The sequence below is a fragment of the Streptomyces sp. CA-181903 genome, assembly GCF_050937075.1.
Taxonomy (GTDB): domain Bacteria; phylum Actinomycetota; class Actinomycetes; order Streptomycetales; family Streptomycetaceae; genus Streptomyces.
The window spans coordinates 1418674-1436051 of record NZ_JBNJLY010000001.1; the positions used below are offsets into that span (position 1 = coordinate 1418674).

The 17378-nt window shown below is 71.1% G+C and carries 11 protein-coding genes and 1 pseudogene; 8 read left to right on the forward strand and 4 right to left on the reverse strand.

Annotation, left to right across the window (positions count from 1 at the left end; translation table 11 throughout):
- Positions 1 to 146: 146 nt before the first annotated feature.
- The 3 genes from ACQEVS_RS06125 to ACQEVS_RS06135 form a co-directional block, all read right to left on the reverse strand.
- On the reverse strand, positions 147 to 1691 hold the full coding sequence (locus tag ACQEVS_RS06125) for an ABC transporter substrate-binding protein (protein ID WP_433016248.1): 1545 nt from the start codon (positions 1689 to 1691) through the stop codon (positions 147 to 149).
- Between the two features lie 504 nt (positions 1692 to 2195).
- Positions 2196 to 2783, reverse strand: a complete 588-nt coding sequence (locus ACQEVS_RS06130) for an HAD family hydrolase (RefSeq protein WP_433016251.1) — start codon at positions 2781 to 2783, stop codon at positions 2196 to 2198.
- Between the two features lie 322 nt (positions 2784 to 3105).
- Positions 3106 to 3540 (reverse strand): winged helix-turn-helix transcriptional regulator, encoded by a 435-nt coding sequence (locus ACQEVS_RS06135; RefSeq protein WP_433016254.1) that lies wholly within the window; start codon positions 3538 to 3540, stop codon positions 3106 to 3108.
- A gap of 58 nt (positions 3541 to 3598) precedes the next feature.
- Here ACQEVS_RS06135 and ACQEVS_RS06140 point away from each other — a divergent pair, with 58 nt between their 5' ends.
- Positions 3599 to 4453, forward strand: a complete 855-nt coding sequence (locus ACQEVS_RS06140; protein ID WP_433016257.1) for an MBL fold metallo-hydrolase — start codon at positions 3599 to 3601, stop codon at positions 4451 to 4453.
- 166 nt (positions 4454 to 4619) lie between these two features.
- Here the strand turns inward: ACQEVS_RS06140 and metH are convergent, their stop codons facing one another.
- Positions 4620 to 8120 carry a methionine synthase gene (gene metH / locus ACQEVS_RS06145; protein ID WP_433016260.1) on the reverse strand — a complete coding sequence of 1167 codons (3501 nt, stop codon included), beginning with the start codon at positions 8118 to 8120 and terminating at the stop codon, positions 4620 to 4622.
- 273 nt (positions 8121 to 8393) lie between these two features.
- Between metH and ACQEVS_RS06150 the strand changes: the two genes are divergently transcribed.
- The 7 genes and pseudogenes from ACQEVS_RS06150 to ACQEVS_RS06180 all read left to right on the forward strand — a co-directional run bounded on the left by ACQEVS_RS06150 (position 8394) and on the right by ACQEVS_RS06180 (position 17279).
- Positions 8394 to 9158, forward strand: a complete 765-nt coding sequence (locus ACQEVS_RS06150; RefSeq protein ID WP_398268943.1) for an IclR family transcriptional regulator — start codon at positions 8394 to 8396, stop codon at positions 9156 to 9158.
- A 384-nt stretch (positions 9159 to 9542) separates the two neighbouring features.
- On the forward strand, positions 9543 to 10325 hold the full coding sequence (locus ACQEVS_RS06155; protein ID WP_433016268.1) for an MIP/aquaporin family protein: 783 nt from the start codon (positions 9543 to 9545) through the stop codon (positions 10323 to 10325).
- A 44-nt stretch (positions 10326 to 10369) separates the two neighbouring features.
- Positions 10370 to 11905: a glycerol kinase GlpK gene (gene glpK / locus ACQEVS_RS06160; RefSeq protein WP_433016271.1), complete on the forward strand. Its 1536-nt coding sequence runs from the start codon at positions 10370 to 10372 to the stop codon at positions 11903 to 11905.
- 14 nt (positions 11906 to 11919) lie between these two features.
- Positions 11920 to 13527, forward strand: a complete 1608-nt coding sequence (locus tag ACQEVS_RS06165; RefSeq protein WP_433016274.1) for an FAD-dependent oxidoreductase — start codon at positions 11920 to 11922, stop codon at positions 13525 to 13527.
- Between the two features lie 159 nt (positions 13528 to 13686).
- The gene (locus ACQEVS_RS06170; protein ID WP_433016277.1) at positions 13687 to 14742 is read left to right on the forward strand and encodes a hypothetical protein; all 1056 of its coding nucleotides are present in this window, start codon (positions 13687 to 13689) and stop codon (positions 14740 to 14742) included.
- A gap of 193 nt (positions 14743 to 14935) precedes the next feature.
- Positions 14936 to 15965 (forward strand): annotated as a pseudogene (locus tag ACQEVS_RS06175) (PAC2 family protein); the annotation flags it as partial.
- A 471-nt stretch (positions 15966 to 16436) separates the two neighbouring features.
- The gene (locus tag ACQEVS_RS06180; protein ID WP_433016280.1) at positions 16437 to 17279 is read left to right on the forward strand and encodes a hypothetical protein; all 843 of its coding nucleotides are present in this window, start codon (positions 16437 to 16439) and stop codon (positions 17277 to 17279) included.
- Positions 17280 to 17378 lie beyond the last annotated feature (99 nt).

A 17378-nucleotide genomic window follows, 5' to 3' on the forward strand; every position in this document is an offset into this window, starting at 1 on the left:
ATTCCTCACAGTTCCAAGTGGAGGGGGCGGGTCCGGACAGGGGCCCGCCCCTCGAGGTCGTTCTGTGGAGCTTGTTGTACAGGTGGAGCGTTGTGCTGCAAAAGGGGTGTTCTCATCACGGCCGGGTGTCGTCGCCGTGTTGTGCGTCACTTGCCGCGGACGAGCTCCCAGGGCTGCAGCTCGGAGGCGGCGTTGAGCGCCCACTCGGCGCCGGTGAGGCCCTCGCGGACCGCCACGAACTGCTTGCCCTGCCACAGCGGCAGCACCGGCACCTCGTCCGCGACGATGTCCTGGGCCTGCTGGAAGAGCTTGGCCGCCGAGTCGCGCTGCGCGGTCTGCCGGGTCCGCGGGATCAGGTCGTTGATCTTGGAGTTCTGGTAGCGGGACCGGAGGAAGTTGTCCTTGCCGAAGAACGGGGCGATGAAGTTGTCCGGGTCCGGGAAGTCGGGGAACCAGCCCATGCCGTAGACCGCGTACTCGCCCTTGGCCGCGTTGGGCCGGAACTCCGACCACTTCACGTCCTGGAGCTTGACGTCGAACAGGCCGCTGCCGTTGAGCTGCTTCTGGAACGTCTTGAACGCCCGCGCGGTGGCCTCGCCGTAGTGGTCGGAGGAGTACGCGAGGGTGAACCGCACCGGAGTGCTGATGCCGGCGTTCTTCAGCAGGGCGCGGGCCTTGTCGGCGCTGGGGTTGCCGTACTGGTTGGAGAACGAGTTCTGGTGGCCCGGGATGCCGCTGGGCACCAGCGAGTACAGGGCGTCGCTGGTCCGGTCGTAGCCCTCGCGGGCCAGCGCCTGACGGTCCACCAGCTGCGCCATGGCCTGCCGGACGGCCTTGGGCTTCACGGCCGGGTCGTCGGTGTTGAAGGCCAGGTAGCCGATCTCCGAGCCGGCCGACTCCAGCAGCCGGACCTGCTGGCCGGTGGCGTTGCGCAGCCGGTCGATCTGCTCGGGCGACAGGGTGCGGTTCGCCATGTCGATGTCGCCGCCCTTGAGGGCGTTCTCCATCGTCTTGGCGTCGTCGTAGAAGCGCATCTCGACCTTGTCGTTCTGCACCTTGACCGAACCCTGGTAGTCCGGGTTCTTGGTGAGCACGACCTTGACCGCGCGGCCGTCCTTCTCCTCGGTGTCCATGGTGTACGGACCCGAGCCGACGACCTTGAAGCCGTCGCCCGCCAGCTTGTTCTTGGGGTACGTCTGGCTGTCGACGATGGCCGCGGCCGGGGTGGCGAGCTTCTGCGGGAACGTCGCGTCGGGCGTCTTCAGCTGGAAGACGATCTCGCGGTCGTTCGGCGTCTCGACCCGGTCGATGTTGCTCAGCAGCGAGACCGGACCGTTCTCGAAGTTGATCGCGCGGACGCGGTCGATAGAGAACTTGACGTCCTTGACGGTCATCTCGTGACCGTTGCTGAACTTGAGCCCGCTGCGCAGGGTGCAGCGGTACTGCTCGTTGCGGCGGTCGCTGAACGCGCACTTGGAGGCGGCGTCCGGCACCGGGTCCGAGCCGGAGCGGGGCAGCCGCAGCAGCGTCTGGAAGGCGCTGTGCAGCACGTTCCACGCACTGATGTCGTACGCGGCGGCGGGGTCGAAGGGGGCCGGGGCGTCCGTCGTCTGCTCGAACCGGTCGGTGGTCCCGACGACGATGGCCTTGCCCTTGCCCGCTCCATCGCCCCCGCCACAGGCGACGAGCACGGGGCCAACAGGCCCACCACGGTGGGCAGCACCAACGTCTTGCGGTTCATTGTCCGGTGTTCTCCCTGTGGTGCGAACGGCGCCCGGGACTCCGTACGGATGCGTTGCTGCACGGGCCCCACGGGGTGCCGTGAAGTACTCGCCAAGAGATTAGTGGCGGCGCCGGAGGGACCGGAACGCGGTCTCCCTGATGCGATATCACGCCGCGATAACGAGGCCGGATCGGCCGATATCCGGGCCGGGGAACGATTCGCGCACCAGTGAACCAATCGGGACACAAGGGTGCGTCCATCCCGTCGACAAAGCGTCAGAACGGCGCGGAGCCGACGCCGCGATAGCCCCGGACCGGTGACGAAGCTCACTCCGGAAATGACCTTGCGGGTCTTGGCTTTTACCGTCGCTTTGATCACGGAAATGGACGGGACCGGCGCTCAGAGTTTCTTGAGCATTCCACCGTCAACGCTCGGTGTACGCGCCAAACACTTTTGGTGACCGGCCGTTCCCTCAGGATGCGACCAGGCTCCGCAGAAAACGGAGATCGACTTCTTCGAGGGAACGGACGACCGTCCGGCCGGGCGCGGGCGGGATCGCCCCCACGGACGGCACCGCCACCACCCGGCAGCCCGCCGCCTCGGCCGCCGTCACGCCCGTCATGGTGTCCTCGACCACCGCACAGCGCTCCGGGGCGGCCCCGAGTCTCGCGGCGGCCAGCAGGTACGGGTCGGGGTGCGGCTTGGTGCGCTCCATCTCGTCGCCCGCGACCGTCAGCGTGAAGTGCTCCGGGCCCAGCGTGCGCAGCACCCGGTCGATGATGCGCCGGTGCGACGCGGAGACCAGCGCGGTCGGCACGTCGTGCGCCGCCAGCTCGGTGAGCAGGCGCTTCGCGCCGGGCATGAGGGGACGCCGGAGCCGATCATCTCCGCGAAGCGGGAGTTGAGGAGACCGGTCAGCTCGGCGAGGGCGATCCTGGCGCCCGTGGCCTTGATCAGGAACGCCGCGCTGCGGGTCATGGGGCCGCCCACGACGATCTCGCGGTACTCCTCCAGGAGCTGGTGGCCCAGTTCGGCGAAGACCGCGACCTCCACCTCCCACCAGAAGTCCTCGGTGTCGACCAGGGTGCCGTCCATGTCGAGGAGGACGGCTTCCAGGGCGCCGCCGCCTCGGGCGGGCCTGGTCGCGACCGTGGGAATGCCGCTGGTCATTCGCGCACCTCCTGGAGGGACGAGAAGGCCGGTCCGCCGTGCCCTCGCGGGCGGCGGACCGGCCTTCTGCTACCGGACGAACAGTTTACGGCGGGGGGCGCGGGAACGCTCCTTCGTTTTCCGCCGCCCCAGGCCCTCCCCCGGAGGGAGCGCCCCCATTCCCCCGATTCCCGCGGACCCCGGCCTTTTCTCCGTGATTCCGCCGCTGGTCCTCAAACGCCGGACGGGCCGGAATCGGCCGCTGCGAGCGGACTCTCCTGTCGCGCCGAGCCCCACTCCCACATGCTGTGCACCACCGGCTCCAGCGCCCGGCCCTGGCCGGTCAGGACGTAGCGCACGCGGGGCGGCCAGCCGGGGGTGCGGTGCCGCTCGATGACGCCCGCGCCGGTCAACTGGGCCAGCCGGTCCGAGAGGACCTTGTCCGAGAGGGCGGGCAGGGCGGCGGACAACTCGGAGTACGTGGCCTGCCCGCGGCGCAGGAACTCGCGGAGCACCAGCGGCGTCCACCGGCCGCCCAGCGTGGCGAGGGTGATGTCGACGGGGCACCGCGGTTCGGGGCCGGGCGGGACGACGGCGCCGTCCGGACAGTCCGCCAGCGGACCGTCCTGATCGTCCGCCGGCGCGTGTCCAACCGTTTGGTGAGTCACGAAGGCCCCTCCTAACGTCCGTCGTGAACAGCCCGCCGACTCGCCTCCAGGGGGCCTTGTGCGTATCCATCACCTCAACTGCGCTTCCTTCCGGAAGATTCCACCGCTCCGGGAGGAACCCGCGGCAGCCGCCGCGACCCGCGAACGGGCCGCTGTCTGCCACTGCCTGCTCATCGAGACGGACTCGGACGGGCTGGTCCTGGTCGACACCGGCCTCGGCACCGCCGACCTGCGGCACCCCGACAGGTCGCTGGGCGCGGACTGGGTGGCCTACGCCCAGCCCGCGCTGGACCCGGGGGAGAGCGCGCTGCGCCAGGTCGTCCGCCTCGGGTACGCGCCCCAGGACGTGCGGCACATCGTGCTCACCCACCTGCACCGCGACCACACCGGAGGGCTGCCCGACTTCCCCGGCGCACGGGTGCATGTGCACCCGGACGAGTACCGGGCCGTCACCGACCCCTCGGCGGCCCACCACCGGCACAGCCTCGACCGCTTCATGCCGGCCCACCGGACCCACCGGCCGCTGCTCACCCCCGCGTCCGTGGACGAGCGCACGGAGTGGTTCGGCTTTCCGGGCGTGGCACGGCCGCGGGGGCTGGGGTGCGAACTGCTGCTGGTGCCGCTGCCCGGCCACTCGGCGGGACACGCGGGCGTCGCCGTGCGCGACGGCGACGGGCGGTGGCTGCTGCACGCGGGCGACGCGTACATGTACCACGGCGAGCTGGAGTCCACCCCGCCCCTTTCCCATCCCGTCCTCGAACCGGTCCAGCAGGGAGCGCAGACCGACGCCGCGGCTCGCGCCGGGACACTCGACCGGCTGCGCGCCCTCCGCCGGGACTGCGCGGACGAGGTCACGGTCTTCAGCGCCCACGACCCCTGGGAGTTCGCCCGCCTCGCCGCCCTCCCCGCCTAGGACCTCCTACGGTCCTCACCGGAGCCACGGCCGGATCGCGGCGGGGAGGGCGCGGTGCAGTGGAGGACGTACGCTCTCCCGCCGTACCCGGTCACCACGGCCCGCGGCTCCCCGCGGCGTTCACGTCGGTCCGGTCGCGTTCCCGCGCCGGTGAAGCGCGGGCGGGTCACCGCGCGTTGAAGTACTTCGCCTCCGGGTGGTGGATTACGATCGCGTCCGTCGACTGCTCGGGGTGCAACTGGAACTCCTCCGACAGCCGCACCCCGATCCGCTCCGGCTCCAGCAACTCCGCGATCTTCGCCCGGTCCTCCAGGTCGGGGCAGGCCCCGTACCCGAGCGAGAACCGCGCGCCGCGGTACTTCAACGCGAACATGTCCTCCACGTCGGACGGGTCCTCCCCGCCGAAGCCCAGCTCCGACCGCACGCGCGCGTGCCAGTACTCGGCGAGCGCCTCCGCCAGTTGCACGGAGAGCCCGTGCAGCTCCAGGTAGTCGCGGTACGCGTCGGAGGCGAAGAGCTCCGCCGTGGCCTCGCCGATCCGGGAGCCGACGGTCACGACCTGGAGGCCCACCACGTCCCGCTCCCCCGACTCCTCCGGGCGGAAGAAGTCGGCCAGGCACAGCCGGCGGCCGCGGCGTTGGCGGGGGAAGGTGAAGCGGGTGCGTTCCGTGCCGTCCTCGTGGAGGAGGATGAGGTCGTCCCCCTTGGAGTGGCAGGGGAAGTAGCCGTAGACGACGGCCGCTTCCAGCAGGTTCTCGGTGTGGAGCTTGTCGAGCCAGCCGCGCAGCCGCGGCCGGCCCTCGGTCTCGACGAGTTCCTCGTAGCTGGGGCCGCCGGCACGGGCCTGCTTCAGGCCCCACTGGCCCTTGAAGAGGGCGCCCTCGTCCAGCCACGACGCGTAGTCCTTCAAGGGGATGCCCTTGACGACCCGGGTTCCCCAGAAGGGCGGCGTCGGCACGGGGTTGTCGGTGGCGACGTCCGAGCGGACCGCGCCCTTGGGCTCCTCCTCCACGACCACCGGGGTGTCCCGCTTGGGCACCCGCCGCTGCTTGAGTTCGGGGAGGGTGGCGCCGGGGACGCCGCGCTTGACGGCGATCAGGGCGTCCATCAGGCGGAGTCCCTCGAAGGCGTCGCGGGCGTAGCGGACCTCGCCCTCGTAGATCTCGTGCAGGTCCTGTTCGACGTAGGCGCGGGTGAGGGCGGCGCCGCCGAGGATCACCGGGTAGGTGGCGGCCAGCTTGCGCTGGTTCAGCTCCTCCAGGTTCTCCTTCATGATCACGGTGGATTTCACCAGCAGCCCCGACATGCCGATGACGTCCGCGCGGTGTTCCTCCGCGGCTTCCAGGATCGCCGAGACCGGCTGCTTGATGCCGAGGTTGACGACGTTGTAGCCGTTGTTGGAGAGGATGATGTCGACGAGGTTCTTGCCGATGTCGTGGACGTCGCCGCGGACGGTGGCCAGCACGATCGTGCCCTTGCCCTCGGCGTCGCTCTTCTCCATGTGCGGTTCGAGGTGGGCGACGGCGGTCTTCATGACCTCGGCGGACTGGAGGACGAACGGCAGCTGCATCTGGCCGGAGCCGAACAGCTCGCCGACGACCTTCATGCCCTCCAGCAGGGTGTCGTTGACGATGTCGAGGGCCGGGCGCTCGGTCAGCGCCTCGTCGAGGTCGGCCTCCAGGCCGTTCTTCTCGCCGTCGATGATGCGGCGCCGCAGCCGCTCCTCCAGCGGCAGGGCGAGCAGTTCCTCGGCCTTGCCCGCCTTCAACGACTTCGCCGTCGCGCCCTCGAAGAGCTGCATGAGCTTCTGCAGCGGGTCGTAGCCCTCGGCGCGGCGGTCGTAGATGAGGTCGAGGGCGGTGGTGACCTCCTCCTCGTCGAAGCGCGCGATGGGCAGGATCTTGGAGGCGTGCACGATGGCCGAGTCGAGGCCCGCCTTGACGCACTCGTCGAGGAAGACGGAGTTGAGCAGGATCCGCGCGGCCGGGTTGAGGCCGAAGGAGATGTTGGACAGGCCCAGCGTGGTCTGGACGTCCGGGTGGCGGCGCTTGAGCTCCCGGATGGCCTCGATGGTGGCGATGCCGTCCTTGCGCGACTCCTCCTGGCCCGTGCAGATGGTGAAGGTCAGGGTGTCGACGAGGATGTCCTCCTCGCGGATGCCCCAGTTGCCGGTCAGGTCGGCGATCAGCCGCTCGGCGATCTCCACCTTCTTCTCCGGCGTGCGGGCCTGGCCCTCCTCGTCGATGGTCAGCGCGATCAGCGCCGCGCCGTGCTCCCGCGCGAGGCGGGTGACCTGGGCGAACCGCGACTCGGGCCCGTCGCCGTCCTCGTAGTTGACGGAGTTGATGACGGCCCGGCCGCCGAGCTTCTCCAGGCCGGCCCGGATGACGTCCACCTCGGTGGAGTCCAGCACGATCGGCAGCGTGGAGGCGGTGGCGAAGCGGCCGGCCAGCTCCTCCATGTCCGCGACGCCGTCCCGGCCGACGTAGTCGACACACAGGTCGAGCATGTGGGCGCCCTCGCGGATCTGCTCGCGGGCCATCTCCACGCAGTCGTCCCAGCGGCCGTCCAGCATGGCCGTGCGGAACTTCTTCGAGCCGTTGGCGTTCGTCCGCTCGCCGATGGCCAGGTACGAGGTGTCCTGGCGGAAGGGGACGGTCTGGTAGAGGGAGGCGGCGCCCGGCTCGGGGCGCGGCGTGCGCTCGGTGGGGGTCAGGCCGCGGACGCGCTCCACGACCTGCCGCAGGTGCTCGGGGGTGGTGCCGCAGCAGCCGCCGACCAGCGACAGGCCGTACTCGCGGACGAACGTCTCCTGCGCGTCGGCCAGTTCGGCCGGGGACAGCGGGTAGTGGGCGCCGTCCTTGCCGAGCACCGGGAGGCCGGCGTTGGGCATGCAGGAGAGGGCGACGCGGGAGTGCCGGGCGAGGTAGCGGAGGTGCTCGCTCATCTCGGCGGGGCCGGTGGCGCAGTTGAGGCCGATCATGTCGATGCCGAGCGGCTCCAGCGCGGTGAGGGCGGCGCCGATCTCCGAGCCGAGGAGCATGGTGCCGGTGGTCTCCACGGTCACCGAGACGATCACCGGCAGGTCGGCGCCGGTGGCCTCCAGGGCGCGGCGGGCGCCGAGGACGGACGCCTTCGTCTGGAGGAGGTCCTGGGTGGTCTCGACGAGCAGCGCGTCGGCGCCGCCGGAGATGAGCCCCTCGGCGTTGGCCTGGTAGGCGTCGCGGAGCACGGTGTAGGGGGCGTGGCCCAGGGTGGGGAGCTTGGTGCCGGGGCCGATGGAGCCCAGGACCCAGCGGGGGCGGCCGTCGGCGGCGAAGGCGTCGGCCGTCTGGCGGGCGACGCGGGCGCCGGCCTCGGAGAGTTCGAAGACTCGGTCGGGGATGTCGTACTCGCCGAGGGCGGCGTGGTTGGCGCCGAAGGTGTTGGTCTCGACGCAGTCGACGCCGGCGGCGAAGTACGCCTCGTGGACGGAGCGGACGATGTCGGGCCGGGTGACGTTGAGGATCTCGTTGCAGCCTTCGAGCTGCTGGAAGTCCTCCATGCTGGGGTCCTGTGCCTGGAGCATGGTTCCCATGGCCCCGTCGGCGACCACCACCCGGGTGGCGAGCGCCTCCCGGAGCAGGTCGGATCGGGATGAACGGACGGTCGATGGCTGCAGGGCCATGGAGGTGCTCCCGTGGTTGCGACGGCTGTCGGCTTTACGCCCTCCCCGAGAGGGCGCACGCCGCAAGCGTAGCCGCAGCGCCCGCGGAAAGCAGGGGGTGTCCCCTGGCGCGGACATCCGGTATCGGGCCGGGTACGGCGTCGAGGGGACCGTGCGGTACGCGCCCGGGCGGAGCTCCAGCGATCATGATCACGCCAGCGTCGGCTATCCCGTGGTCGGCATCGGCCGATAGTGTTCAGCAATGCCGAACGGCATTTTGGAGGAGGTTGCTCGATGGCACGGACCATCCAGTCGCTCGAACGGGCGGCGGCGATGCTGCGGCTGCTCGCGGGCGGCGAGCGGAGGCTGGGACTGTCCGACGTCGCCTCCGCGCTGGGGCTCGCCAAGGGCACCGCGCACGGCATCCTGCGCACCCTCCAGCAGGAGGGCTTCGTGGAGCAGGACCCGGCCTCGGGGCGCTACCAACTGGGCGCCGAGCTCCTCCGGCTGGGCAACAGCTACCTGGACGTGCACGAGCTGCGCGCCCGCGCCCTCGTCTGGGCGGACGACCTGGCCCGCGCCAGCGGCGAGAGCGTCTACCTCGGCGTCCTCCACCAGCAGGGCGTCCTGATCATCCACCACGTCTTCCGGCCGGACGACAGCCGCCAGGTGCTGGAGGTCGGCGCGATGCACCCGCTGCACAGCACCGCGCTCGGCAAGGTGCTGTGCGCCTACGACCCGGTGGCCCACAGCCAGCTGACCGAGACCGGCCCCGAGGCGTTCACCGACCGCACCGTGACCGACCTTGACGGCCTGGAGGGGATGCTGGACCTCACCCGCGCCCGGGGCTGGGCCGCGGACGTCGAGGAGACCTGGGCGGGCGTCGCGTCCGTCGCCGCCCCCATCCACGACCGCCGCCGGATGCCGGTCGGCGCGGTGGGGGTCACGGGCGCCGTCGAGCGCGTCTGCGAGGGCGGCGAGCTGCGCCCGCAGCTGATCGCGGCGGTGCGGGACTGCGCCCGCGCGGTCTCCCGCGACCTCGGCGCCGGCCGGTTCTGACCGCTTCCGGCGCCGGCCGGTTCCGACCGCTTCCGCGGCCGCGCGGCCCACCCTCCCACGGGCCCGAAGATCCACTTCTCCGCCCTTTCCGGGCTCCGCGAGACCCCTTCGTTACCGACCGGTATCCAAACGTACATTTCAGGCCAGTTGGCCTGGAGTTTCCGGTCACAGAACCCTTGACGGGCCCCTTACGGTGCAGAAAACTGCCGTGCATCGGTCGGCATTGTCGAACACCTGACGACAATATTCGCTATGGTGTGCAGTGCGTGCAGTGCTGCAGAGGCTGCAATGCCACGGGGCCGATCACCGCCCTCACGGAGGGCGCGGACCTCCGGAGGTACCCGGGGTTCGCCTTCCCCTGGACGAAGGACAAAGGAGTCGCGGGTGTCCAGCTCCGACATCTTCATCGGCGAGACCATCGGTACCGCCGTCTTGATTCTGCTCGGCGGTGGCGTCTGCGCCGCCGTCACCCTGAAGCGCTCGAAGGCGCTGAACGCGGGCTGGCTCGCCATCACCTTCGGGTGGGGCTTCGCCGTGCTGACGGGCGCGTACATCGCGAAGCCCTCCGGTGCCCACCTCAACCCGGCCGTCACCATCGGCCTGGCGATAGACGGCGCCACCAAGTGGAGTGACGTTCCCCTCTACATCGGCTCCCAGATGCTCGGCGCGATGATCGGCGCCACGCTGGTCTGGATCACCTACTACGGGCAGTTCCAGGCGCACCTGACCGACCCCGAACTGGTGGCCACGCTGAACCCCAAGGAGGGGATGGTCGACCAGACCGCCACTCCGCAGGCCGGTCCGGTGCTCGGCATCTTCTCCACCGGTCCGGAGATCCGGAACGTCGTGCAGAACCTCGCGACGGAGATCATCGGCACCGCCGTGCTCGTCCTCGCCATCCTCACCCAGGGCCTGACGGAGGGTCTGGCCGTCAGCGGCACCGGCGTCCTGATGACCGCGTTCGTGGTCGTCGGCATCGGCCTCTCGCTGGGCGGCCCGACCGGTTACGCGATCAACCCGGCGCGTGACCTCGGCCCGCGTATCGTGCATGCGCTGCTTCCGCTGCCCAACAAGGGCGGCTCCGACTGGTCCTACGCCTGGATCCCGGTGGTCGGCCCGCTGGCCGGCGCCGCCCTGGCGGCAGGCATCCACAAGCTCGCGTTCTGACGCACGACAGCCGAGACCCTCAGACTTCAGGAGCAAGAGACCACATGACCAGCACCCACGGCACCCACGGTCACGGACCGTTCATCGCGGCCATCGACCAGGGCACGACGTCCTCCCGCTGCATCGTCTTCGACCGCGACGGCCGCATCGTCTCCGTCGACCAGAAGGAGCACGAGCAGATCTTCCCCAAGCCGGGCTGGGTCGAGCACGACGCCAAGGAGATCTGGGAGAACGTCCGGCAGGTCGTCGCCGGTGCCGTCGAGAAGGCCGGCATCACGGCCGCCGACGTCAAGGCGATCGGCATCACCAACCAGCGTGAGACCACGCTGATGTGGGACAAGAACACCGGTGAGCCCGTCCACAACGCCATCGTCTGGCAGGACACCCGCACCGACGGCCTCTGCCGCGAGCTCGGCCGCAACGTGGGCCAGGACCGCTTCCGCCGCGAGACCGGCCTCCCGCTGGCCTCGTACTTCTCCGGCCCGAAGGTCCGCTGGCTGCTGGACAACGTCGAGGGCCTGCGCGAGCGCGCCGAGCGCGGCGACATCCTCTTCGGCACCATGGACTCCTGGGTCATCTGGAACCTCACCGGTGGCGTGGACGGCGGTGTGCACGTCACGGACGTCACCAACGCCTCCCGCACCATGCTGATGAACCTCCGCAAGCTGGAGTGGGAGGAGCGCATCCTCTCCTCCATGGGCATCCCGGCCGCCGTGCTGCCGGAGATCCGCTCCTCCGCCGAGGTCTACGGCAACGCCAAGGGCGGCGCCCTGGACGGCGTCCCCGTCGCCTCCGCGCTCGGCGACCAGCAGGCCGCCCTCTTCGGCCAGACCTGCTACGACAAGGGCGAGGCCAAGTCCACCTACGGCACCGGAACGTTCATGCTGATGAACACCGGCGACGAGCCCGTCCAGTCGTACAACGGCCTGCTGACCACCGTCGGTTACCGCATCGGCGACCAGAAGCCCGTCTACGCCCTCGAAGGCTCCATCGCCGTCACCGGTTCGCTGGTGCAGTGGATGCGCGACCAGATGGGCCTCATCAAGTCCGCCGCCGAGATCGAGACCCTCGCCTCCAGCGTCGAGGACAACGGCGGCGCCTACTTCGTCCCGGCCTTCTCCGGCCTGTTCGCCCCCTACTGGCGCTCCGACGCGCGCGGTGTCATCGCGGGCCTGACCCGCTACGTCACCAAGGCGCACATCGCCCGCGCCGTCCTCGAGGCGACCGCCTGGCAGACCCGCGAGATCACCGACGCCATGACCAAGGACTCCGGCGTCGAGCTGGCCGCGCTCAAGGTCGACGGCGGCATGACCTCCAACAACTTGCTGATGCAGACCCTCTCGGACTTCCTGGACGCGCCCGTGGTGCGCCCGATGGTCGCCGAGACGACCTGCCTCGGCGCCGCCTACGCCGCCGGCCTGGCCGTCGGCTTCTGGCCCGACACCGACGCCCTCCGCGCCAACTGGCGCCGGGCCGCCGAGTGGACCCCCCGCATGGACGCTGACAAGCGTGACAGCGAGTACAAGAACTGGCTCAAGGCCGTCGAGCGGACCATGGGCTGGATCGACGACGAGAGCTGACTGAGGAGCAACTCATGACTACCCCGCAGAGCGTGCCCACCCTGGGAACGCACCCGGCCGCCGGTGCCAACCCGGGCCGCGCCGAGACCCGGGAGCGGCTGTCCAACGCGACGTACGACCTCCTGGTCATCGGCGGCGGCATCCTGGGCACCTCGGTCGCCTGGCACGCAGCGCAGTCGGGACTGCGGGTCGCGATGGTGGACGCCGGCGACTTCGCCGGCGCCACCTCCTCCGCGTCCTCCAAGCTCGTCCACGGCGGTCTGCGCTACCTGCAGACCGGCGCGGTCAAGCTGGTCGCGGAGAACCACCACGAGCGCCGGGTGCTGGCCAAGGACGTGGCCCCGCACCTGGTCAACCCGCTCACCTTCTACCTGCCCGTCTACAAGGGCGGGCCGGTCGGCGCCGCCAAGCTCGGCGCCGGTGTCTTCGCCTACTCGGCGCTGTCCGCCTTCGGCGACGGCGTCGGCAAGGTGATCTCCCCGTCCCGCGCCAAGGCCGACAACCCCGGCCTGCGCACGGACAACCTCAAGGCCGTCGCGGTCTACTACGACCACCAGATGAACGACTCGCGCGTGGCGGTCATGACCGTCCGCGCGGCCGTCGAGTCCGGCGCGGTCGTCCTCAACCACGCCGAGGTCACCGGGCTGCGCTTCACGCACGGCAAGGTCTCCGGCGCGGAGCTCAAGGACCGCGTCGACGGCACCGAGTTCGGCATCGACGCCCGCGTGGTGCTCAACGCCACCGGCCCGTGGGTCGACCACCTGCGCAAGATGGAGGACAAGGGCGCGGCCCCCTCCATCCGCCTCTCCAAGGGCGCGCACATCGTGATGAAGCGCAAGTCGCCGTGGAAGGCCGCCATGGCCACCCCGATCGACAAGTACCGCATCACCTTCGCCCTCCCGTGGGAGGACCAGCTCCTCCTGGGCACCACCGACACCCAGTACGAGGGCGACCCGGCCGACGTGCGCGCCACGGAGGAGGACATCCAGCAGATCCTGGACGAGGCCGCCTTCTCCATCGTCGACGCGGACCTCGACCGCTCGCTGATGACCTACGCGTTCGCCGGTCTCCGGGTGCTGCCCGGCGGCCCCGGCGACGTGTCCCAGGCCAAGCGCGAGACCGTGGTCACCGAGGGCAAGGGCGGCATGCTGTCCGTCGCCGGCGGCAAGTGGACCACGTACCGCCACATCGGCCGTACGGTCATGACGAAGCTGGCCAAGGTGCCCGGCAGCCCGCTGACCGAGGAGATGGAGCCCGTCTCCAGCCTGGTCCGCCGCACCCCGCTGCCCGGTGTCGCCAACCCCAACGCCGTCGCCCACCGCCTGCTGGTGGACCGCGAGCCCGGCACCCGGATGGACCCGCTGACGGCCCGTCACCTGGCCACGCACTACGGCTCGCTGTCCTTCGACATCGCGCGCATGGTCAACGAGAACCCGGAGCTCGGCGAGCGCATCCACCCCGACGGCCCGGAGATCTGGGCCCAGGTCGCCTACGCCCGCGACCACGAGTGGGCGGAGACCGTGGACGACGTGCTGCGCCGCCGCACCACGCTGACCATCCGCGGCCTGGACGACGAGAACGTCCGCACCCGGGTCAAGGACATGCTGGAGCAGAAGGGCTGATCCCTGCCGCACCCTGGTGGTGAAGGGGCTTCCGAAGGGACTCTGAAGGGGCTCTGAAGGGGAGGGACGTATGACGTCCCTCCCCTTTCCCGTCTTCCCGTTGTAGGAGGCAACCGATGGCGCCCCTCCCCCGTCCCTGGAGGAGGAAGGGGGGCCATCATGACCTGGTCGCGGATCCGGGCCCGGCTGGGCCGGCTCCGGCGCCTGCCGCGCCGGCGGACCGTCAAGCGCGTCGCACTCGCCCTGTTGCTCGTCGTCGCGGTGCCGGTGGTGGCCGCCGCCGGGGCGCTGCGCGCCTCGTACGCGGGCGCGCCCGCGGAGGACGCCGTCACCCGTGGGCGGGACGCCGTCTGGCTGGGGCACGCCTGGGTCGACGGCCGCCGCACGGACAAGGACCTGGCCGCGCTCAAGGGGCGCATCGGCGGCACCGGCGTCCGGGACCTGTACGTCCACGCGGGCCCGCTGGAGCACGACGGCACCCTGCCCGCCTCCGCCCACCGCGGCGCGCGCCGGCTGATCGACGCCGTCCACCGGGAGCTGCCCGGGGTCCGGGTGCAGGCGTGGCTCGGCGACGTGGTCGCGCACGGCGGGACGGGCGGGCTGCGGCTCGGGTCCGCCGCGACCCGGGACGCGGTGGTCGCGAGCGCCCGGCAGGTGCTGGCGGCCGGCTTCGAGGGCGTCCACCTCGACGTCGAGCCGGTACCCGACGGCGACGGTGGCTTCCTGACGCTGCTGGACTCCCTGCGCCCGGCGGTCCGTTCGGGCGGCGGGGTGCTGTCGGTGGCCGCGCAGCAGATCGACCCGCTGCCGTCGATGCACGCGGCGTCGCGCGCCTTCGGCGGGAGGAAGTGGTGGTCGCAGGGGTACTTCGCGAAGGTGGCCCGGCGCACCGACCAGATCGCCGTCATGTCGTACGACACGGCGCTGCCCTGGGAGAGCCTGTACGGCGGCTACGTCGCCCAGCAGACCCGGCTGGCGCTGGAGGTCACCCCGACCGGCACCGACCTGCTGATGGGCCTGCCGTTCTTCCACACCGACGACATGGGCCACCACGGTTCGGCGGAGACCGCCGCCGCGGCGCTGCGCGGCACCCGGCTCGGACTGACACGCGAGGACCGGCACCGCGAGCGGTTCGGCGTCGCCCTGTACGTGGATTTCGCCGCGACGGAGGGCGACTGGCGTGCGTACCGCGAGGCATGGGGTAGGCGGGGGTGACGACGGCTCCCGGTGAGGCGAGGGTGATGAGCATCCCTTGCGCGGACTGCGGACAGCGGTCCCGGAAGTCGTAGGCTTGGGGGCGCACGCACGAGACCTGCGGACGACCGCACTCACAACTGCACTGACAACTGCACTGAACGGCAACCGGCGAGGAAGGGACCCCTCCGCGCCGGTCGGAAGGAGGCGCTGGGTGATCGAGCTTGAGGGAGTTCCCGAGCTGATCGACCCGGTCATGATCTGTGCCTTCGAGGGCTGGAACGACGCCGGGGACGCGGCCTCCAGTGCGGTCGCGCACCTGGACCGGGAGTGGAAGGGCGAGGTCTTCGCCGCGCTGGACGCGGAGGACTACTACGACTTCCAGGTCAACCGGCCCACCGTCTGGCTGGACGGCGGGGTCCGCAAGATCACCTGGCCGACGACCCGGCTGTCCGTGGTGCGCACCGGCGGCGGTGCGGGCGCTCCGGGGGGCACGGGGGAGGCCGGGGACACCGGGGGTACGGCGGGCATCGGGAGCTCGGCGGGCATCGGAGGCCCGGGCGGCACCGGGGGCCCGAAGGGGCCGCGTGACCTGGTGCTCGTCCGGGGCATCGAGCCGAGCATGCGCTGGCGTTCGTTCTGCAACGAGATCCTGGGCTTCGCCCACGAGCTGGGCGTGGAGATGGTGGTGATCCTGGGCTCGCTGCTCGGCGACACCCCGCACACCCGGCCGGTGCCGGTCAGCGGGGTCACCTCCGACCCTGACCTGGCACGCACCATGGACCTCGAGGAGTCCCGCTACGAGGGCCCGACCGGCATCGTCGGCATCCTCCAGGAGGCGTGCACGCACGCGGGCGTGCCCACCGTGAGCCTGTGGGCGGCGGTGCCGCACTACGTGTCGCAGCCGCCGAACCCCAAGGCCACGCTGGCCCTCCTCAACCGCCTCGAGGACCTGATCGACCTGCGCATCCCGCAGGGCGACCTGCCCGAGGACGCGCGCGCCTGGCAGCTGGGCGTGGACCAGCTGGCGGCGGAGGACAGCGAGGTGGCCGAGTACGTCCAGTCGCTGGAGCAGGCGCGGGACACGGCGGACCTGCCGGAGGCGTCGGGCGAGGCCATCGCCCGCGAGTTCGAGCGCTATCTGCGGCGGCGGGACGGGCAGTCGGGACCGCAGGCCGGGCCGGGCCCGGTCGGCGGTCCGGGCGGGGCCGGCGGACCCGGTGGCCCGGGTGCTCCCGGCGCGGTCTCGGGGCCGGGGCAGCCGGGCGGCCTGGCGGCCGAGCCGGGCTTCGGCGAGCCGGGCGGCCGGGACGCCTCGTACCTGCGCGACACGACGAGCGGACGGACGCGTCCGCCGCGGCGGACGGCGAAGGAGCAGGCGGAGGGGCCGAGGGCGGCGAAGGCGGCTCGGGGTCGGGGGCCGGTTCGGGCTCGGGGTCAGGGTCGGGTGCGGCTTCCGGTTCGGGTTCGGCTGCCGGTCCGGGCCCGGGCGAGGAGGGCCGGACCGGCGGTGAGCGCGGCGGCGGTGAGGACGAGAACGGTCCGTCGCCGCAGGGCGAGTAGTTCAAGGGTCCAGGCCGAAGGGGCGCCCATCATCATGGGCGCCCCTTCGGCTGTCCACGGGGACCCGGTCGCCGCCGGGACGCAAGCAGTGCGTAAGCTCCCTTATCAGCCCTAAACATCACATCATCAGTCGACAAAAGGACAGCACGGCCGTGAAGGCGACCAGGAAATACGTCATGGCGGCCACCGGAACCGCCCTCGCGCTCTCGCTCACCGCGTGCGGCGGCGGGGACGAGGACGACCGCGACCCGCAGGCCGTCCTGAAGGCCGCGGCGGAGAAGACCGCGGGGACCAACTCCTACCGCACGAAGCGGCAGGTCACCGAGCTCGACGGCACGGAGCGCGGCGAGTACACGTTCTCGCGCAAGCCCGACCTGGCCGAGCGCAAGACGTGGCGGACCGCCGTCAAGGACGGCAAGAAGGGCCCGGAGCGCTTCGACCACACGATGAGCGAGGGCGAGATGCTCTACACCCGCGACCCCAAGATCGCCGGTGGCCGCTGGGTGAGCGACAGCCTCCTGGAAGAGGGCGAGGAGCCGCCGAAGCCCGAGGACGTCCAGAAGACCGCCGAGGGCTCGCTGCCCAAACTGCTGAGCGTCCTGCGCACGTCGAAGGACGTGCGGAAGGTGGGCAGCGAGAAGGTGAACGGCCACAAGGCCACGCACTTCGCCGCCACCGTCGTCCTGAGCGACCTGGCCGCGTACAAGGGCGACGTGATGCGGGACTGGCTGCGCGAGCTCTACGTCAAGAACCACCGGAAGGACGGCCTGGAGAAGGTCGACATCGACCTGTGGATCGGCAAGGACGACATCCCGGTCAAGGGCGCGGAGCACGGCAAGGGCTCCAAGGGCAGCACGGCCGTGACCGAGGAGTACACGGACTTCGGCGCCGACCCCGGCATCCGCATTCCGAAGGGCAAGGACGTCATCACCCAGGACGCCTGGCTCCGCGAGATCCGCGACAAGGCGTACCGGGGCCTCGACCCGGTGAGCTGAGCCCTCACCCTCCGGTCGCGCCAGGCCGCCGCGGACCGGACCCGTTCCGCGGCGGCGAGTACGGCCGCGACTTTGAAGACCGGCCTGAAGACCGGCCTG